This window comes from Arthrobacter sp. SD1074B (assembly GCF_056780195.1).
Genome location: NZ_JBRAZT010000001.1, coordinates 1,038,894 through 1,057,330, shown reverse-complemented (window position 1 = coordinate 1,057,330; position 18,437 = coordinate 1,038,894). Strand labels below are relative to the sequence as shown.

Genomic DNA, 18,437 nt, shown 5'->3' with positions numbered 1-18,437 from the left:
ACTCGTTGCATGGAGGAAATCAGGCAGCGGAAAACATGCCAAAGAGGACCCTCGGCCGCTGGAAACCGGGCATTCGCCGTGGGACCGCCGGCCGGCCCGGGGCGCTAAGGGGCGCGGGACAGCAATTGTGGCGCACGACGCGGCAATTGTGAAGTGCCCCAGGTGGGACTCGAACCCACAACACGCGGATTTTAAGTCCGCTGCCTCTGCCAATTGGGCTACTGGGGCGCCCGGTCAATGGTATCCCGCCGGAGGGCATCCCGCCGGGCGGCCGCTACGACGTGGCCGACGGTTCGTCGAAGGGCGTTGCGTAGCGGAACACCCCGCTGACGCCGCCCGGCCAGAGCGCGAGCGGCAGCAGCTGGAAATGCTCGCCCCAGGCAGGATCCGGTGCCTGCACGCCAAGCGAGGTGGAGGGAACAAAGCCGAAGCGGGCGTAGTAATCGGGACTGCCGAGCAGCGCGATGCCCCGCTCCCCCGCAGCGTTGGCCCGGTCGATGGTTTCCTTCATCAGCGCCGAGCCGATGCCGTGCCGCTGCAGCCGCGGCAGCACCCCGATCGGGCCCAGCCCCAACAGCTCCAGCTCATCCGCCCAGCCCCGGGTACTGATGACGTGGCCAACGATCTCGCCGTCGAGCTCAGCGACAATACTGAAGTCCGGCAAGTACTCCCCGCATTCGAAGAGCCGCCGCAGCAGGTCCACTTCTTCCGGCTCCCCTTCCACCGGCAGGCCCGTGACCGGCGAGATGGAGAAGGCCGCGGCGGTAAGGGCCAGGAGCGCCGGCCGGTCCTCGGGCAGCTCGGAGCGCAGGACCAGTTGTGGCGCCTGCTGCTGCCCTCCGCCGTTCGCCGAGCGGCTGTTCAGGGATAGTTCATGGAGGACTTCAAGGGCGCGCTCGGCTTCAGCCACCGGAACGAGCAGATGGTCGTGGTGGAAGCCGGCCAGCACGTTGCAGCTGATCTTCGCCTCGGTCAGGGCGGCGCTGACGGCGGCAGTGAGCCCCAAAGCCTCCAGCGAGGAATGCACCTGCAGGGTGATCCACGCGGCCACGAAGTCGTACTTCAGGCCGAGGGCGTCGGCGTCGGCCCGCGGCAGCACCACGGTCAGGCCCTCCGCTTCCCGGACCGCGGCCGCGATGTGACCGCCCAGTGGCTTGCCGTGCGGCCACAGGGCGTAGACGTACTCGCCCTCGCGGATCACGGGCCGCATGGTCGCGAGCAGGGTGTGCAGGTCCTTTTCAGCGGGAGTCATGGGCCCAGTCTAGGCAGGTCGGCCCACCCCCCGGCCAATCCGTCCGGCAATCCACGCGGGGGCGGCTGGCGTCACCAACGACGACGGCGGCCGCTCCCCCGGAAGGGAACGGCCGCCGTCATGGGGCAGCTGCGGGCTACTTGGCGTCGGCCGCGACAGCTTCCCTGGCAGGTGCCTGGGCAGGCTTGTCGGCTGCCGGAGCCGCGGGTGCGGCGGCCGGCTTGGGAGCCGGAGTCGCGGCGGCCACGAACGCCCCGCGCGGGTTGTCCAGGTCGATCAGCTGGGCGGTGTCGCGGCCCAGGAAGAGTGCCCAGAACCAGCCGGAGATCACGCGGATCTTGCGCTCCACCGTCGGCATGGCCAGGCCGTGGTAGCCGCGGTGCGCGAGCCAGGCCAGCGGGCCCTTGAGGCCGATGCGACCGATGAGGTTGATATTGGCAACGCCCTTCCATTCGCCGAAGCCGGCGACGGCGCCCAGATTCTTGTGCTTGTAGTCCTTGAGCTCCTTGTCCCAGCGGGAGGCCCACAGGTTCTTGGCAAGGCGCTTGGCCTGGCGCAGCGCGTGCTGGGCGTTCGGGACGCAGGTGCCGTCCGGCAGGCCGCTGCCGGTGAGGTCCGGCACGGCCGCGATGTCGCCGGCGGCCCAGGCGTTTTCGATGATGCCTTCGTCGCCGGAGATGCGCAGGTCCGGGAGGACCCGGACGCGGCCGCGGGGTTCCAGCGGGAAGTCGGTGGAGCGGACCATCGGGTTGGCCTGCACGCCGGCAGTCCAGACGAGGGTGTCGGATTCGAATTCCTGTGCGGGGGTCTTGTCCGGCAGGTTGATCAGCTTCAGGGGGCCCTCAGCGTTGTCCAGCGAGGTGTTCAGCAGTACCTCGATGCCGCGGCTGCGCAGGTGCTCGACGACCCACTCGGCCTGCTTGGCCGTGACCTCGGGCATGATCCGTCCCATGGCCTCGACCAGGACGAAGCGGACTTCCTCCTGCTTCACGCGCGGGTTGTTCTTGACCGCGGCGCGGGCCAGGTCTTCCATTTCGGTGATGCACTCGATGCCGGCGAAGCCGCCGCCGACGACGACGAACGTCAGGGCGCGGGCACGCTCGACCGGGTCGGTCATCAGCGAGCCGGTTTCGATGCGCTCGAGGACACCGTTGCGCAGGGCGACGGCTTCCTCGATTGTCTTGAGGCCGATGCCCTTGTCCGCGAGGCCCTTGATCGGGAAGGTGCGGGTGATGGCGCCGGCGGCCAGCACGACGTCGAAGTACGGGATCTCGAAGTTCTCGCCACCGTCAGCCGGTGCGACCACGGCCGTGCGGTTGGCGTGGTCGATCGAGGTGACGCGGCCCTGGATCAGTTCGGTCTGCTTGAGGTGCTTGCGGTGCGAGACGACGGCGTGCCGGGCCTCGATGTTTCCGCCGGCCACTTCCGGCAGGAAGGGCTGGTAGGTCATGTAGGGCAGCGGATCAACGAGGGTGACGATGCCACCGGCATTCGCGATCTTTTTCTGCAGTTTGAGGGCTACGTACAGGCCGACGTACCCGCCGCCGACGACGAGTACCCTGGGACGGTCCTGGAGCTGAGGGGTGGATGCCATGGTTCAAGAATACCGTAGTTTGTGAAAAACTTCACTAACTCCCGGAGGTCCGGGTTTCCGTGGAATCGGGGCTGCCTTGTGGAGGTCCGCCGGGCGCCGCGTCCGGGCCTGCGTCCGGGTCTGCGCCTGGGTCCGCCGCAGGCCCCGGGCCGGGGGCTGCCCCTGAGCCGGCCCCGGGCCCGCGGAGCGCGCGCCGCAGCTGGATGACGGCGGCCGCGATGATGCAGACGAAGAGTCCGCCGAAGCCGAGCACCACCATGGCCGGGACGGCGCTGTCGGCCGGTGAGGGGGCCGCCGCAACCGGCACGGTGGGTTCGGGCAGGGTCGGCGCCGCGCTCGACGGGGCGGGTACGGCGGGGGCCGCGGAACTCACCGGGTTGCCGCGCCGGTGGACCCGGATCCAGTCGGAGATCGAACCCAGCGGGTTGGCCTTGGTTTCCGGAACATCGGCCTTGAGTGCAGCCTCGGCGTTGAGCACGCCAAAGCCGTACAGCGGGTCCTTGCCCGGCAGCCCGGCGTCCTTCGCGGTGCTGACAATCCGGTTGATGACCTGGCTGGCGGACATGTCCGGCCACTTGGAGCGGATCAGGGCAGCGACGCCGGCGACGATGGGGGTCGCGCCCGAGGTGCCCGCCCACTCGGCGTAGCCGCCGCCGGGCATGCCGCCCACCAGGTTCTCGGCCGGTGCCGCGACGCCAATGCTGATGCCCTGCGACGAGGAGTCGATGCTGGCCACACCCTTGCGGTTCAGGCCGGCCACGGTCAGCACGCCAGGAATGGTGGCCGGTGCGCCCACCTGGATGTTGCCGCCCACCCGGTTGCCGGCGGCGCAGACTATGACCACGTCCTTTTGCTCGGCGTACAGGAAGGCGGCGTCCCAGCTCTGCGGCCACTCCGGTGAGGTGCTGCCGAGGGAGATGTTGATGACCTGGGCGCCGTTGTCGACGGCCCAGCGGACCGCCTCGGGGATCTGGTCCTGGTCGCTCTTTCCGCCGGGGTTGGCCGATCCCAGCCAGGTGGAGACGGAGAGGATCTGGGCTTCGGGGGCGACGCCCACGATCCCGTCGGGACCGATCCCGGCGGGGGCCGAGGGGCGGGGGCTCGCCGTGGACTTCGAGGGCTGGTGGCCGCGGCCGGCGAGCATGGTCGCGACGAGGGTGCCGTGTTCGGGTTTGGCGCCGATGCTCTTCAGGCCGTCGGCGCCCCCGGCCCCGGAGACGTCCGTTCCCCCGGACAACACGCCCTTGAGGTCCGGATGCTTGCCGTCCACGCCGCTGTCGATCACGGCGACTTTGACGTTGGCGCCCTTCGACACTTCCCAGGCCTTCTTGATTCCGGAGCCCGCCAGCCAGTATTCCTTGTCCCGCGTGGAGTCCGCGTGGGCCGGCGGTGCCTCCGCCAGGGTTCCGGCGACGCTGCCGCCGGCAAGTGCCAGGGCCATCAACGCCGAGGCGGTCCGGCGGTGCCGGGCTGTTGCTCTGGTCATTCGGGTCCAATCGGCGGTTTGTCTGCGGGCGCCGCAGTGTACGGCGCCGTAGTCGGTGGAGGCGGGCCCGGCGCCGGTGCTGCCCTTGCGGGACGATGCCGGTACCGGGCGGTGCCGGGCAGTGCCGTTGCGGCGCTGGGCTAGCTGATGCTCAGGGCAATTCCGTCAAGAATATCGTGTTCGCTGGTGATGACCGTGGTGATGCGCCCGTCTGTGACGTCCGCCATGCGTTCCAGCACGCGGCGCCAGACGAGGCCGCCGGCACCGATCACGTCCACCCGGCCGGGATGCATGTACGGCAGGGCGGCGCGGTCCTCCCGGGTCATGTTCAGCAGCGAGGTGCAGGCGTCGCGGGCGGTGTCCAGGTCCAGTTCCGTGCCGTGGATGGCGGCGGCCGAGTACTCGGCCAGTTTCAAGGCATGGGCGGTGATGGTGGTGACCGACCCCGCGACGCCGATCACGGCGGTGGCGCGGTCGAGCGGTACGGTCAGTGCGGCATGGCTGATGGCCGCGTCGACGTCGGCCTCCGCGGCGGCGATCTGTTCCGCCGTGGGCGGGTCGGCCTTCAGGTGCCGTTCGGTCATCCGGACGCACCCGACGTCGACGGACTTGGCGGCGATGACGCCGTCGGCGTCGCCCAGCACGAACTCGGTGCTGCCGCCGCCCAGGTCCACCACCAGCACCGGGTCCTTGCCCCGCGAGGGCAGCACGCTGCTGGCGCCGGCGAAGGACAGCGCGGCTTCCTCGTCGCCGCTGATCACCTCGGGTTCGACGCCGAGCAGTTCGCGGACGCCGTCGATGAAGACCTGCCGGTTGCGGGCGTCCCGGGTGGCGGAGGTGGCCACGAAGCGGACCTTCCCGGCGCCGTGGTGGCGGATCAGCTCGGCGTAGTCGCGGGTGGCCTCGAGGGTGCGGTCCAGCGCCTCCTGGGCAAATTTGCCGGTGGCGTCGACGCCCTGCCCGAGCCGGACCACGCGCATCTCACGCACGATGTCGGTCAGCTTCGGCGAGGTGCCGCCGGCGGCGCCGACGTCGGCGATGAGCAAGCGGATGGAGTTGGTGCCGCAATCGATGGTGGCCACCCGGGTCACTGGCCCGCTCCGGTGCCGCCGTGTGCCGCGTCAGCGGCGCGGGACTTGCGTACCGGGGCGGGCCGGCCGACGATTTCCGGCAGGCCCTGCGGGCCGTGGCGGCTCAGGTCCCGAGAGGGGGCCTCCCCTCCGGTGTCCCACGCGCCGTCGCAGTAGCAGCGGTCGCGGGTCCACCACTCGCTGATGGCATCGACGGCTTCGTCACCGAGCGGGTTGACGCCGGGGCCGGCCGCGAGCGAGTGCCCCACCAAAACGTGCAGGCATTTGACGCGGGTGGGCATGCCTCCGGCGGAGATCCCGTCGATCTCCGGGACGGCTCCGATGCCGGAGCGGGCGCCGATCTCGTCGCGGGAGCGCAGGTATGCTTCGTGCGCGGCTCGGTAATCCGCGGCCAGGGCGCCGTCGGCTGCGAGCCGTTCGTTCATCTCGTTCATCAGTCCGGCTGCCTCGAGCCGGGACACGGCCGAGGTGATGACCGGGTGGGTCAGGTAGAAGGTGGTGGGGAACGGTGTGCCGTTGCTGAGCCGCGGCGAGGTCGCGGCCACCAGCGGGTTGCCGCAGACGCAGCGGGCGGGGATTTCGACGACGTCGCGCACCGGCCGCCCCAGCTGCCGGCTGAGCACGTCGAGGTCGCGGGCCGACGGCTGCCGGGACTCGACCGGCGTCGCGGGCGCGTCCGTCGGGGGCGCGTCGTTGGGGTTCCCTGCCGGGGATTCGTCCACTCGGTTCTCGTCCACTGGCGCGGCACCTTCCTGCCCTGTTGGAATCACCGGGTGGCGGTGATCCGGCGGCGGGCGCCGCTCCTAGTCTGTTGCCGAACGCCGGATGGACTCCCAGAGGGAATCCACCCACGGCAGATTGGCCGGGTCTGTGGCTGTTCCTGCTGCGGCGCCGGCACCCGAGGTTGCGGCAGGAAGATCGCTGCCGTAAACCCAGTAGCCGGTTTCGCCGGGCATAACCATGTTAATGCGGTCGCGGGCCTGTTGCTTCACGTAGTTCGGGTCCTGCCAGCGCGAGACCTGGCGTTTGAGGTCCGTCTGCTTCGCCTGCTTGGCCGAGATGTCCGCTTCTAGAGCCGCGATTTCTGCTCGTTTTTCGAGGAAGATCCGGACCGTGGGCGCGAGCATGATGGTGATGGCGATCATCACGACGCCGAGGGCCAGCAGCCGTCCGGAGAAGGCCTTGGCCGGAACAGGATCGAGCCCGTCGGGCTCCCCTGCCTGTCCCGGCTTCGCTGCCGCCCCCTTGGCCGGGCCGGCGCTGCCCGCGGAAGGCTTTGCCGTGGGCCTGGCGGGCGTGCCGCTGCCGGCGGTTGTCCTGGCTGCCGCGGAAGCTCCCAGGGCCGGGCCGCGCATGCCGGCTTGCGCCGCTCCGGGAGCCGGCCGTCCGGCGTCGTGGCTGACCGCCGGGCCCGCGTCGTGGTTGACGGCCGGGCCGGTGCCGGGCCGCGGGCCGCCGAAGTCGGCCCGGATGACGTCGCCGCCCGCTTCCCCCCGGCCGGTGGCCGAAGATTTCGGGGCCGCAGCGGCGGCCCGGGGAACCTTGGGACGGCGGGTTGCCATGTCACTCCTTCAAACAGGCCGAAAAAAGACCGGCCAAAACAGAACCGGCCAAAACAGAACCGGTGGCCATGGTCTTTCCACCATAGCCACCGGTTCCTGGTTTTTGCGGGTACTAGCCCTTGAAACGCGGGAACGCGCTGCGCCCGGCGTAGCGTGCGGCGTCGTCGAGTTCCTCTTCGATGCGCAGCAGCTGGTTGTACTTCGCGACGCGCTCGGAGCGGGCCGGGGCGCCGGTCTTGATCTGGCCGGCGTTGGTGGCCACCGCGATGTCGGCAATCGTGGTGTCCTCGGTTTCGCCGGAACGGTGCGAGGTGATGGTCGTGTAACCGGCGCGCTGGGCGAGGGACACGGCGTCGAGCGTTTCGGTCAGTGAACCGATCTGGTTGACCTTGACCAGCAGCGAGTTGGCGGTCTTGGAGTCGATGCCGGTCTGCAGGCGCTCCGGGTTCGTGACGAAGAGGTCGTCGCCGACAATCTGGACCTTGTCGCCGATGGCGTCGGTGAGGGTCTTCCAGCCTTCCCAGTCGTTCTCGTCCAGCGGGTCCTCGATGGAGACCAGCGGGTAGTCGGCGACCAGTTCGGCGTAATAGGCGCTCATCTCGGCGGAGCTGAGGGTCTTGCCTTCGAACTGGTAGGCGCCGTCCTTGAAGAACTCGGAGGAGGCGACGTCGAGGGCCAGGGCGATGTCCTTGCCCGGGGTGTAGCCGGCGTTCTTGATGGCTTCCTGGATCAGGTCCAGGGCGGCGCGGTTGGACGGCAGGTTCGGGGCGAAGCCGCCCTCGTCGCCGAGGCCGGTGGCCAGGCCCTTGGACTGCAGCACCGCTTTGAGCGCGTGGTAGACCTCGACGCCCCAGCGCAGGCCCTCGGAGAAGGTCTCGGCGCCGAGCGGGACAACCATGAATTCCTGGATATCCACGTCGGAGTCGGCGTGCGAGCCGCCGTTGAGGATGTTCATCAGCGGCACCGGCAGGACGTGCGCGTTCGGGCCGCCCAGGTACTTGTAGAGCGGCAGGTCAGCCGAGGCGGCCGCGGCGTTGGCGACGGCCAGGGAGACGCCCAGGATCGCGTTGGCGCCAAGCTTGCTCTTGTTGGCGGTGCCGTCCAGGTCGATCATGGACTGGTCGATGCTGCGCTGGTCAGTGGCGTCGAAGCCGATCAGGGCGGGGGCGATCTGGTCGATGACCGCGTCCACGGCCTTCTGGACGCCCTTGCCGAGGTAGCGGCCCTTGTCGCCGTCACGGAGTTCTACGGCCTCGTGTTCGCCGGTGGAGGCGCCGGAGGGAACTGCTGCCCGGCCGATCTGGCCATCGGAGAGCAGGACTTCAACTTCTACGGTCGGGTTGCCACGGGAATCGAGGATCTCGCGGGCGTGGATGGCATCGATAAGCGCCATGAATATGCTCCTTTGGGTGAAGCGATCTGCTGGGAATCTGACTGCTGGAAATCTAGCGGTGGATCAAGCTGGAAACCGACGTCCTCGTCGCCCCTAGCCTAGTCGAGAGTGGGATAAGTTACGGAAAGCTATCCAGTCCCCGGACGAGGCGCTTCGGCGCCGACGCCGCCGGGCCGGGTGTCCTGGAAGCGGCGGTTGGCCCCGCGCAGGGCGCGTTCGGCGTCGAGTCCGTTCCGCCGGGCCGCCGCGACTATGCCGAACAGCAGTTCACCGAGCTCCTCCTCGGTCGCCGGGACGGGCGGCGCGACGGCGGTTGCTGCGGCGGCGGTTGCTGCGGCGTGCGGGGCGGCCTCCGGTCCTGCCGGGAGTCCCGCGCGTTCGGCCCGGTCCAGGAGCTTCTGCGCCCGTGCCAGGGCCGGCAGCGCGGCGGGCACGCCGTCGAAGGCGTGGCCCCGGCCGGGCTTCTCGGCCTGCTTGACGGCGTCCCACGTCAGCACGATCTCCTGCACCGTGGCCGGGAAGGAGTCCTGCAGGGTCCCGTCGGGCCGGAAGACGTGCGGGTTGCGCCGGATCATCTTGTCCCGCAGGCCGCGGGCGACGTCGTCGAAGGTGAAGGCGCCGCGTTCCTCGGCGAGCCGGGCATGCAGCACCACCTGCAGCAGGACGTCGCCGAGTTCAGCCTGCAGATCGGCGTCGCCGCCGCCGGCCTCGATGGTCTCGGCCACCTCGTGGGCCTCCTCGAGGAGGTACTCCACGAGTGATTCGTGGCTCAGGGCGCCCATCCAGGGGCAGTGGGCGCGCAGCTCGGCGATGGTTTGCAACAAATCCCCGAGCTGCCCGTCCACGGCGCCGGCGTCCTTAGCCAAGATCGGCGTAGGCCTCGTTGATGTATTCGACCAGGGCTTCCTTCTCCTCCAGCGGCAGGAACGCGGCCTCGGCGGCGTTCAGGGTCAGCTCGAGCAGGTCGTCCAGGTCGTAGTCGAACGTCTCCACGAGCAGTTCGAATTCGTCGGTGAGGGTCACACCGCTCATCAGCCGGTTGTCCGTGTTGATCGTGACGTTGAAGCCCAGCTGGTAGAGCATGTCCACCGGGTGGCTGTCGATGCCCTCGCCGAAGCCGGCGATGGCGCCGGTCTGCAGGTTGGAGGAGGGGCAGATTTCCAGCGCGATGCCGCGGTCCCGGACCCAGCTGGCGAGTTCGCCCAGGGTCACGAGGCCGATGTTGTCATCAACTTCGTCGCTGTCAGAGTCGACGTCGGCAGTGCCGGCCGCCTCATCGGCTTCCTCGAATTCGACGGTGACGTCTTCGGCGATCCGCACGCCGTGGCCCAGGCGCAGCGCCCGTCCGTCGACCAGGGCGGACTGGATGCTCTCCAGCCCGGCAGCCTCGCCGGCGTGGATCGTGGCCGGGAAGTTGTGCTGGGCCAGGTAGGTGAAGGCGTCCTTGAAGCGGGAGGGCAGGAAGCCGTCCTCGGCGCCGGCGATGTCGAAGCCGACGGCACCCTTGTAGCGGTGGCGGACGGCAAGTTCCGCGATTTCCTGGCCGCGGTCGGCGTGGCGCATGGCGGTAATGAGCTGGCCGACCTGGATGTCGCGGCCGGTCTCGGCGACGGCGTCGACGCCGGCATCGAGGCCGGCCTGGACGGCCTCGACGGCGTCGTCCAGGGACAGGCCCTGCTGCAGGTGCTGTTCCGGGGCCCAGCGCACCTCGCCGTACACGACGCCGTCGTCCGCGAGGTCTTCAACGAACTCCTTGGCGACGCGGAACAGGCCTTCCTTGGTCTGCATGACGGCGATGGTGTGGTCGAACGTCTCAAGGTAGCGGACCAGCGAGCCGGAGTCGGCGGATTCGCGGAACCACTCCCCCAGTGCGACCGGGTCGGTGGACGGCAGGGTGTGGCCAACCGCGTCGGCAAGTTCAATGATGGTGGCCGGACGCAGTCCGCCGTCCAGGTGGTCGTGAAGGGAAACCTTGGGAAGGCCCTTCAGGTCGAATTCGAGGTCAGGGGCAGCGTCAAGAATAGTCTCAGTCACGTTCCAACCATAGGGTCGGACGGCGCCACGCGCTACTTGCGGGAGGGGCCGGCCTCGGAGGACCGGGCGGTGAGCACGGACTCGGCCCCGGGAACCGCGGTGGGCTCCGCCGCGGTGTCCTCCGCCGGCTCAGTCTCCCCCGCCGGCTCGTCGTGCCGGCCGAGGCGTTTGTGCCACCAGCGCAGCAGGTGGTCGACGGCGATGCCCAGGACGATCGCGAAGACGACGGCGATGCCGGCGCTCAGGAGCGGGTTGTGGTGCAGCCAGGGGAAGGAACTGGCCAGGAGGCCGATCCCGATCGAGTAAAGGACCCAGGTGACGCAGGCGAACGCGTCGAGGAGGAAAAACCTGCGGTGCGGGAATCCCGTGGTGCCCGCGACGTAGTTCACGGCCACCCGGCCCCAGGGGATGTAGCGGGCCGTAAAAATCAGGACGGCGCCCCGCTTTTCCAGTTCGTAGCGGGCCCAGGCGAAGACGCGCTGGACTTTGGGCTTGCGCATCCAGCGGAACCGCTCGATGCCGATTTTGCTGCCCAGCAGGTAGGCCATGTTGTCTCCGGCGATGGCGCCGATCAGCGCGGTGGCGCCGAGAATCCAGAGGTTGGGCTGGCCGCTCTGCCGGGAGTACGCGGCGAGGGCCACAATGAGTGTCTCGCTGGGGACCACCATGGCGAAGCCGTCGACGAAGAAGAACACCAGCAGGAGCGGATAGATCCACCACTGGCCCGCTGCATGGAGCACGGCCTCATTAATGAACTCCACGCGGGCTGTGCTCCTAGAAAACTGGGGGGGACGTACCCGGGACGGACAGGACTTACGGCAAAGCTCACACGGCACAGAGGTGACGTGAATCGCACCTAAGTGTCCCACGGGCGGGGCATTTTGCGCTACGCGCCGGGGGCCATGAATGCGGTGGCGGCGCAAGCTTTTCGGGGCGCAGGCCTTAGCCGTCCGCCGGCGGCACGGCCCGCCCCTGGCCCCGGTCCCGGTTCTCCGGGAGCAGCTCCCCCGGCCCCCGGCCGCGCAGCCGGCTGAGGACCAGGTCGACTGCGATGCCGAGGATGACCGCGCAGATGATCGCAATAGTGGCGCCGAGCAGGTGGTTCTCCTCGAACCATTGCCCGAAGAACAGCCCGATGCCCACCGAATAGCCGGCCCACAGTACTGCGGACAGCACCGTGAGCCCTACGAACCGGGAATGGGGGTAGTTGGTTGCGCCGGCGGTCAGGTTGACGGCCACCCGGCCGATCGGGACGAACCGGGCGACCATGATCAGGGATGCCGGCCGTTTCCGGAGCTCGTTGCCGGCCCAGAGGAACGCCCGCTGCGCCCGGTAGCCGCGCATCCAGGCCCAGCGCCCGGTTCCGGTGCCCCGGCCGATCAAGTAAGCGATGTTATCCCCGGAGAATGCGCCGGCGGCTGCCACTGCGATCAGCAGCAGCGGGTTGGGCAGATCGGCCGATGCGGCGACGGCGGCCAGGCCCACCACCACCGACTCGCTGGGAACCGGCGGGAAGAAGCCATCGATCAGGCAGCAGGCGAACACGAGGACCAGGACCCAGGGTTGGCCTGCGGCTGCCAGGATGAAGTCGTTGATTGCCTGCACGGTTTCCTAACGCACGGCGGTGCCCGGTTTCTCCCGGAAATACTGTGGTGCCAGTGTACTGCCCGGCCCCGGTTGCCCGTCCGCAGCCCGTTGCCCTATCACGTACGGCCGGTAACCCGGCGGCTAAGCAGCCATAAGTGATAGGGCAACGCGGCGGCCGGAGGAGGCCTTAGGCGATGCGGTCGATGATGAGCTGCTGCGCCGGACGGGACCCCTCGGGGGCGATCACGGCGGCGTGTTCCAGGGCTTCCTTGGCCCGCTCGAACTTCTCCGGCGTGTCCGTCAGCAGGGTCATCAGCGGCTCGCCGGCACGGACCGTGGCGCCCGGCTTGGCGTGCATCCGCACACCGGCCCCGGCCTGGACCTGGTCCTCCTTGCGGGCACGTCCGGCGCCGAGGCGCCAGGCTGCGACGCCGACGGCCATCGCGTCGAGTTCCACCAGCACGCCGTCGGCTGGCGCGTAGATCACTTCGGATTCCCGGGCGACCGGCAGCTTGGCGCGCGGGTCGCCGCCCTGCGCCTGGATCATCCGGTTCCAGACGTCCATGGCACGGCCGTCCTTGAGCGCGGCGCGCGGGTCGGCGTCGTGCACGCCTGCGCAGGCGAGCATCTCCTCCGCGAGCCGGACGGTAAGTTCGACGACGTCTTCCGGGCCGCCGCCGGCGAGGACCTCCACGGATTCCTCCACTTCGATGGCGTTGCCGGCGGTGAGGCCCAGGGGTGTGTTCATGTTGGTCAGCAGCGCCACCGTGTTGACCCCGGCGTCCTTGCCCAGGGCGACCATGGTCTCGGCCAGCTCCCGGGCGCGGGCTTCGTCCTTCATGAACGCGCCGCTGCCCACCTTGACGTCAAGGACCAGCGATCCGGTGCCCTCGGCGATTTTCTTGCTCATGATCGAGGAGGCGATCAGCGGGATGGCCTCCACCGTTCCGGTCACGTCGCGCAGGGCGTAGAGCTTCTTGTCCGCCGGGGCAAGTCCCGCTCCCGCCGCGCAGATGACGGCGCCCACGTCCTGCAGCTGCGCCAGCATTTCCTCGTTGCTCAGCGCCGCGCGCCAGCCCGGGATGGACTCGAGCTTGTCCAGGGTCCCGCCGGTGTGGCCGAGGCCGCGGCCGGAGAGCTGCGGCACGGCGACGCCGAACACGGCCACCAGCGGGGCCAGCGGCAGGGTGATCTTGTCTCCGACGCCGCCGGTGGAGTGCTTGTCCGAGGTGGGCTTCACGCCGCCGTCGGGCCGGCGCAGGCTGGAGAAGTCCATCCGCTCGCCGGAGGCGATCATCGCCGCGGTCCAGCGCGAAATCTCGGCCCGGTCCATTCCGTTGAGCAGGATGGCCATGTTGAGCGCAGCCATCTGCTCATCAGCGATGGCGCCGCGGGTATAGGCGTCGATCGTCCAGTCGATCTGGGCGGCGCTGAGCACACCCTTGTCCCGCTTGATGCGGATGATGTCGACGGCGTCGAACGCGTTGGCGTTATCGCCGGCGGTGTTGTTGGTGGTCTGTGTCACCGGGTCTCCTCCAGGTGTTGGGGGCCAAATGCATCGGGCAGCACCTGGTCCATCGTCTTGATGCCCTGTGTGGTCATGAGTTCCATGTCCGGGGCCCGGAATTCGTAAAGCAGTTGCCGGCAGCGTCCGCACGGCATCAGCACGTTGCCGTCGGCATCAACGCAGTAGAAGGCGCGCAGCAGGCCGCCGCCGGTCATGTGCAGGTTGCCGACCAGCGCGCACTCGGCACACAGCGTGAGGCCGTAGCTGGCGTTTTCAACGTTGCAGCCGCTGACGATCCGGCCGTCCGCCGTGAGGGCAGCAGCCCCCACGGCGAACTTGGAATACGGCGCGTAGGCGTTGTTCATGGCGGCGACGGCGGCGGCTTCCAGCGCTGCCCAGTCAACGCCGGAAGCCGGGATGGGTGCCGGGACGCCGGTATTGGTCATGTTGTCCGCCACGGTCAGCCCTTGACGTAAGGGATGCCGCTGGCCGCCGGCGGCCGTGAGCGTCCGACGAGGCCGGCGACGGCGAGCACCGTCACGAGGTAGGGCAGCATTGCCATGAACTGGCTCGGTACCGGGGTGCCGATGATGGTGACGATGCTCTGCAGGTTGTCCGCGAAGCCGAACAGCAGCGCCGCGAAGAAGGCCCCGATCGGGTTCCAGCGGCCGAAGATCAGTGCGGCCAGGGCGATGAAGCCGCGTCCGCCGGAGATCTCCTTGGTAAAGCTGTCAATTGCGACCAGGGTGAAGAAGGACCCGCCGATGCCGGCGACGGCGCCGCCGAGGGTCACGTTCCAGAAGCGGGTCGCGTTGACCTTGATGCCCATGGTGTCGGCGGCCTGCGGGTGCTCGCCGACGGCGCGGACGCGCAGGCCCCACTTGGTCTTGAACAGCCCGACCCAGACCACGATCACGGCGATGTACATCAGGTACCCGATCAGGGACTGCTTGAACAGGATCGGCCCGATCAGCGGAATGTCGCCCAGCACCGGGATGGTGATCGGGTCCAGGTGCGCCGGGGAGTTGAACTTGTCCTTGTCCGCCTGCATGACGGTGCTGAACAGGAAGCCGGTGACGCCGGAGACCAGGACGTTGAGCACCACGCCGACGATGATCTGGTTGACCACGTACTTGATGCTGAACAGGGCCAGGATCATGGACACGAGCGCGCCGGCGACCGCGGCTGCGAGCAGGCCGAGGAAGGGGTTGTGCGTCAGCGTGGCGATGATCGCAGCGGTGAAGGCGCCGCCCAGCAGCTGGCCTTCGATCGCGATGTTTACGACGCCGACGCGTTCGCAGAGCACGCCGGAGAGGGAGCCGAACACCAGCGGCACGGCCAGTGTGACGGATCCGGCGATCAGCCCGGCAAGGGAGATGCTGGTGGTCCGGGCCCCGCCGACCACCCAGATCAGGAACGCAGCGACGAACAGCACGATGAAGGCGACGGTGACCCAGCCCGGGACCTTGCGGTCGCGGGTCTTGAGGAACACGGCATAGCCGGCCAGCGCCAGCATGATCACGGACAGGACGACTCCGCCCAGGAACGCCGGAATCTCCAGGGCCGGCAGCTGGAAGAAGTCACTGCCGGTGGAAATCCCGAATTTGGCGGTCTGGTGCGGGCCCATGAGGCCGAAGAAGATGAACGCGACCACGGCGAGCACCAGCAGCGTGACCGGGAGCTTCCAGGTCACGGGCTTGGCGGTCACGGCCGTCTTGTGGTGCTTCGGCGGCTCGGATCCCCCCTCGAGCGGCGCAGGCTGCGGCTTTCCCGGCTGGGGCGACGTTGCTGTTGTGCTCATGCTGCTACTCCGGTGGTTGCTGCCTTTTTGGATTTGGCGGCCGTGGCGGCCTTCTTTTTGCGCGGGTTCAGGCCGAACACCGCGCGGACCAGCGGCGGAGCGGCGATGAAGAGCACGATCAGCGACTGGACCACAAGCACGATGTCGATCGGGGTGCCGGTCTGGATCTGCATCTGGACGGCGCCGGCGCGGAAGGCGCCGAACAGCAGGCCGGCGGCGAAGGTGCCCCACGGCGTCGAGCGTCCCAGCAGCGCCACGGTGATGGCGTCAAAGCCGTAGGTAGCCGCGACGCCGTCGGTGAGGACCTTTTCGGTGCCGGCCACCTGGGCCACGCCGGACATGCCGGCCAGGGCGCCCGCGATCGCCATCACCAGGATGGTGGCGCGCGGCACGTTGATGCCGGCGGTCAGGGCGGCTTTCGGGTTGGCGCCGACGGCCCGGAATTCGAAGCCGATCGTGGAGCGGTTCAGCACCCACCAGACGAAGACGGTCGCGGCGATGGCCAGGATGAAGCCCAGGTGCAGCCGGTACTGGGTGCCCAGGATCTGCGGGTAGACGGCGCTGGGATCCAGGATCGGGGAAATCGGGTTGGTTTCGCCGGGCCGCTGGAAGGCGGGGGTGTTGAGCAGGTACCGCAGGAAGTACAGCGCGATGTAGTTGAACATGATCGTCAGGATCACCTCGTGCGCGCCGGTGCGGGCCTTGAGGAAGCCGACCAGGCCGGCCCAGAGGGCGCCGCCGAGGATGCCGGCCACGAGGACCAGCAGCAGGTGCAGGCCCATCGGAAGGTGCAGCGCGAAGCCGACCCAGGACGCGAGGATGCCGGCCATGATGATCTGGCCCTGCGCACCGATGTTGAAGAGGCCGGCACGGAACGCCAGGGCGACGCCGAGGCCTGCGGTAATCAGCGGGGTGGCGATCGTGAGGGTTTCCATCAGCGGAGCGAACTGCCCGGCGGCGCCGCTGCCCCGAGGGTTGAACACGGAGCCTTGGAAGAGCGCGACGTAGGAGCGGGTGGCGGCGGACCAGACGGCGGAGAAGAAGTCGCTGGGCCGGGCGAACAGGTAGCCGGCGGTGGCGCCGACGTTCTTGTCCGTGCTGGCGATCAGCAGGCCGCCGAGGATGAGTGCGAGCAGCACGGCGAGCACGGAGACCATGCCGCTTCCGGTGAAGATCTTCCGCAGCAGGGAGTCGGCGCCGCCGGGGACGGTGCCGCTCTGGCCGGAGACCGGGACGGCGGAGGGGCGCATTGCCCCGCCGGCGGTGTCCAGCGAGGTCGAGGTGGCGGCGTCGGCGGTTTCCGGGGTTTCGGGCGCCGGGGGCGCCGTTTCGGCGTCGGGGGTTTCCGGGGTTTCCGGGGTTTCCACCGGATCCGGCCCGGCCGCGTGGCGGGGGTGGTTGGTTTCAGTCATGGTGCTCTCCTACGGCGCCGGAGCGGGACTCCTGCGCGGGCTGGGCGGCGGGCGCCGGGGCGGCGGCAGCGGCCGCCGGGGTCTTGGTGGTGTCGGCGTGGGCCTCGTCGGGCGACAGGCCGGCCATCATGAGGCCCAGGACGTCGCGTCCGGTACCGGCGGGAACAATGCCCACCAGCCGGCCCTTGTAAAGCACGGCGATCCGGTCCGCCAGCTCGATCACTTCGTCGAGTTCGGTGGAGATGATCATCACGGGTGTGCCGTGGTCGCGCTCGGCCACGATCCGCTTGTGCAGGAACTCGATGGAGCCGACGTCGACGCCGCGGGTCGGCTGGGAGGCGATGAAGAGGCGCAGCGGACGCGACAGCTCTCGTGCCATGACCACCTTTTGCTGGTTGCCGCCGGACAAGGTTCCCGCTGCGAGCGAGCCGGACGGGGTGCGCACGTCGAACTCGTCGATCCTGGTCTTCGCGTTTTCCAGTACCTTGGCCGGGCTCATGCTGATGCCCTTCGCGAACGGTTCCTGGTCGTAGCGGTCCAGGATCAGGTTCTCGGCGATCGAGAACGTCCCGATCAGCCCGTCTACCGAGCGGTCTTCTGGCACGAAGCCGACGCCGGCCTTTAGCACGTCCTTGACGCTGCGGCCCAGGAGCTCCTCGCCGTCGAGCAGGATGGAGCCGTGGACCCGGTCCTGCAGGCCGAGGATGGCCTCGGTCAGCTCGGTCTGGCCGTTGCCTTGGACACCGGCGACGGCGAGGATCTCGCCGCGGGCAATGTCGAAGCTGATGCCGTCCACGACGTGCTGGCCGCTGGGCGCGATCACGGTGAGGTTCTTGACCTGGAACGTGGTTTCCTGGGGCTTGGCGGGGGCCTTGTCCAGGGTGAGGTTGACGGCGCGGCCGACCATCATCGAGGCCAGTTCCGTCGTCGAGGCCGTGGGGCTGGCGGTGCCGACGACCTTGCCGCGCCGGATGACCGTGATGGTGTCCGAGACGGCTTTGACCTCGCGGAGCTTGTGCGAGATGAACACGATCGAGGTGCCGTGGCTCTTGAGCTGGCGCATGATGTCCAGCAGCTCGTCGGTGTCCTGCGGGGTGAGCACGGCGGTGGGCTCATCCAGGATGAGCACCTTCGCGTCGCGGACCAGGGCCTTGATGATCTCGACGCGCTGCTGCACGCCGACCGGCAGGTCCTCGATCAGGGCGTCGGGGTCGACGTCGAAGCCGTACCGGTCGGAGATCTCCTGGATCTTCCGGCGGGTGTCATCGAGATTGAGGAATCCGCCCGCTTTGGTGGTTTCCGCCCCCAGGGCGACGTTCTCGGCGACGGTGAAGACCGGGACCAGCATGAAGTGCTGGTGCACCATGCCGATGCCGGCGGCCATCGCGTCCCCGGGGCCGCGGAAGCTGACGGGTTTGTCGTCGATGAGGATTTCGCCCTCGGAGGGTTCGTAGAGCCCGTAGAGGACGTTCATCAGCGTGGACTTGCCGGCGCCGTTCTCGCCGAGCAGACAGTGGATCTGCCCGGGTTCAACCACCACGTCAATGTGGTCGTTGGCTACCAGGGAGCCGAAGCGTTTGGTGATCCCCTTGAGTTCAAGTTTCAAAACTCTGACCAATCTCGAAGTATGTCCGGGTCACGGCCCGGATGCCGATGATGGGGCTGCAGAACCAGCCTAGTGCCTGCGGCTATGGCCCGGGCGGGGCGGCCGCAACGAA

At 68.9% G+C, this 18,437-nt stretch carries 16 protein-coding genes and 1 tRNA gene; all 17 read right to left on the bottom strand.

Going from position 1 to position 18,437, the window contains the following annotated elements; genetic code table 11:
* Positions 1 to 154: 154 nt before the first annotated feature.
* The 17 genes from ACUYM2_RS05065 to ACUYM2_RS04985 all read right to left on the bottom strand — a co-directional run bounded on the left by ACUYM2_RS05065 (position 155) and on the right by ACUYM2_RS04985 (position 18,325).
* Positions 155 to 228: transfer RNA gene (locus tag ACUYM2_RS05065), tRNA-Leu, on the bottom strand.
* A 46-nt stretch (positions 229 to 274) separates the two neighbouring features.
* Positions 275 to 1,252, bottom strand: a complete 978-nt coding sequence (locus tag ACUYM2_RS05060; RefSeq protein WP_481599085.1) for an N-acetyltransferase — start codon at positions 1,250 to 1,252, stop codon at positions 275 to 277.
* Between the two features lie 136 nt (positions 1,253 to 1,388).
* Entirely contained in the window at positions 1,389 to 2,846 is a 1,458-nt protein-coding gene (locus ACUYM2_RS05055) for an NAD(P)/FAD-dependent oxidoreductase (protein ID WP_481599084.1), read from the bottom strand.
* A 34-nt stretch (positions 2,847 to 2,880) separates the two neighbouring features.
* Positions 2,881 to 4,332, bottom strand: a complete 1,452-nt coding sequence (locus ACUYM2_RS05050; RefSeq protein WP_481599083.1) for a S8 family serine peptidase — start codon at positions 4,330 to 4,332, stop codon at positions 2,881 to 2,883.
* Positions 4,333 to 4,472: 140 nt separating this feature from the next.
* Complete coding sequence (locus ACUYM2_RS05045) at positions 4,473 to 5,423, bottom strand: Ppx/GppA phosphatase family protein (RefSeq protein ID WP_481599082.1); 951 nt, start codon at positions 5,421 to 5,423, stop codon at positions 4,473 to 4,475.
* Positions 5,420 to 6,046, bottom strand: a complete 627-nt coding sequence (locus ACUYM2_RS05040; RefSeq protein ID WP_481601406.1) for a DUF501 domain-containing protein — start codon at positions 6,044 to 6,046, stop codon at positions 5,420 to 5,422. Before ACUYM2_RS05040 ends, ACUYM2_RS05045 begins: the two co-directional genes overlap by 4 nt.
* 180 nt (positions 6,047 to 6,226) lie before the next feature.
* Positions 6,227 to 6,985, bottom strand: coding sequence for an FtsB family cell division protein (locus ACUYM2_RS05035; RefSeq protein ID WP_481599081.1), 759 nt, complete (start codon positions 6,983 to 6,985; stop codon positions 6,227 to 6,229).
* A 112-nt stretch (positions 6,986 to 7,097) separates the two neighbouring features.
* Entirely contained in the window at positions 7,098 to 8,378 is a 1,281-nt protein-coding gene (gene eno / locus ACUYM2_RS05030; protein ID WP_481599080.1) for a phosphopyruvate hydratase, read from the bottom strand.
* A gap of 128 nt (positions 8,379 to 8,506) precedes the next feature.
* The gene (locus ACUYM2_RS05025; RefSeq protein ID WP_481601405.1) at positions 8,507 to 9,160 is read right to left on the bottom strand and encodes a MazG nucleotide pyrophosphohydrolase domain-containing protein; all 654 of its coding nucleotides are present in this window, start codon (positions 9,158 to 9,160) and stop codon (positions 8,507 to 8,509) included.
* Between the two features lie 76 nt (positions 9,161 to 9,236).
* The gene (locus ACUYM2_RS05020; protein ID WP_481599079.1) at positions 9,237 to 10,412 is read right to left on the bottom strand and encodes an adenosine deaminase; all 1,176 of its coding nucleotides are present in this window, start codon (positions 10,410 to 10,412) and stop codon (positions 9,237 to 9,239) included.
* A 32-nt stretch (positions 10,413 to 10,444) separates the two neighbouring features.
* The gene (locus ACUYM2_RS05015; protein WP_481599078.1) at positions 10,445 to 11,173 is read right to left on the bottom strand and encodes a DedA family protein; all 729 of its coding nucleotides are present in this window, start codon (positions 11,171 to 11,173) and stop codon (positions 10,445 to 10,447) included.
* A 181-nt stretch (positions 11,174 to 11,354) separates the two neighbouring features.
* Positions 11,355 to 12,017: a DedA family protein gene (locus ACUYM2_RS05010; protein WP_481599077.1), complete on the bottom strand. Its 663-nt coding sequence runs from the start codon at positions 12,015 to 12,017 to the stop codon at positions 11,355 to 11,357.
* A gap of 169 nt (positions 12,018 to 12,186) precedes the next feature.
* Positions 12,187 to 13,524, bottom strand: coding sequence for a thymidine phosphorylase (locus tag ACUYM2_RS05005; protein ID WP_481599076.1), 1,338 nt, complete (start codon positions 13,522 to 13,524; stop codon positions 12,187 to 12,189).
* Positions 13,521 to 13,952 (bottom strand): cytidine deaminase, encoded by a 432-nt coding sequence (locus ACUYM2_RS05000; protein WP_481599075.1) that lies wholly within the window; start codon positions 13,950 to 13,952, stop codon positions 13,521 to 13,523. Before ACUYM2_RS05000 ends, ACUYM2_RS05005 begins: the two co-directional genes overlap by 4 nt.
* 14 nt (positions 13,953 to 13,966) lie before the next feature.
* On the bottom strand, positions 13,967 to 15,307 hold the full coding sequence (locus tag ACUYM2_RS04995; RefSeq protein WP_481599074.1) for an ABC transporter permease: 1,341 nt from the start codon (positions 15,305 to 15,307) through the stop codon (positions 13,967 to 13,969).
* A complete protein-coding gene (locus tag ACUYM2_RS04990; RefSeq protein WP_481599073.1) occupies positions 15,304 to 16,719 on the bottom strand; it encodes an ABC transporter permease in 1,416 nt (471 codons plus the stop codon). The genes ACUYM2_RS04995 and ACUYM2_RS04990 overlap by 4 nt, the downstream gene beginning before the upstream one ends.
* Positions 16,712 to 18,325 (bottom strand): ABC transporter ATP-binding protein, encoded by a 1,614-nt coding sequence (locus ACUYM2_RS04985; RefSeq protein WP_481599072.1) that lies wholly within the window; start codon positions 18,323 to 18,325, stop codon positions 16,712 to 16,714. Before ACUYM2_RS04985 ends, ACUYM2_RS04990 begins: the two co-directional genes overlap by 8 nt.
* Between the last annotated feature and the right edge of the window lie 112 nt (positions 18,326 to 18,437).

Coding starts and splice junctions, on each gene's coding strand:
- eno (WP_481599080.1), bottom strand. CDS start 8,378: ATGGCGCTTATCGATGCCATCCACGCCCGCGAGATCCTCGATTCCCGT.
- ACUYM2_RS05035 (WP_481599081.1), bottom strand. CDS start 6,985: ATGGCAACCCGCCGTCCCAAGGTTCCCCGGGCCGCCGCTGCGGCCCCG.
- ACUYM2_RS05055 (WP_481599084.1), bottom strand. CDS start 2,846: ATGGCATCCACCCCTCAGCTCCAGGACCGTCCCAGGGTACTCGTCGTC.
- ACUYM2_RS05025 (WP_481601405.1), bottom strand. CDS start 9,160: ATGGGCGCCCTGAGCCACGAATCACTCGTGGAGTACCTCCTCGAGGAG.
- ACUYM2_RS04990 (WP_481599073.1), bottom strand. CDS start 16,719: ATGACTGAAACCAACCACCCCCGCCACGCGGCCGGGCCGGATCCGGTG.
- ACUYM2_RS05000 (WP_481599075.1), bottom strand. CDS start 13,952: ATGACCAATACCGGCGTCCCGGCACCCATCCCGGCTTCCGGCGTTGAC.
- ACUYM2_RS05050 (WP_481599083.1), bottom strand. CDS start 4,332: ATGACCAGAGCAACAGCCCGGCACCGCCGGACCGCCTCGGCGTTGATG.
- ACUYM2_RS05060 (WP_481599085.1), bottom strand. CDS start 1,252: ATGACTCCCGCTGAAAAGGACCTGCACACCCTGCTCGCGACCATGCGG.
- ACUYM2_RS04995 (WP_481599074.1), bottom strand. CDS start 15,307: ATGAGCACAACAGCAACGTCGCCCCAGCCGGGAAAGCCGCAGCCTGCG.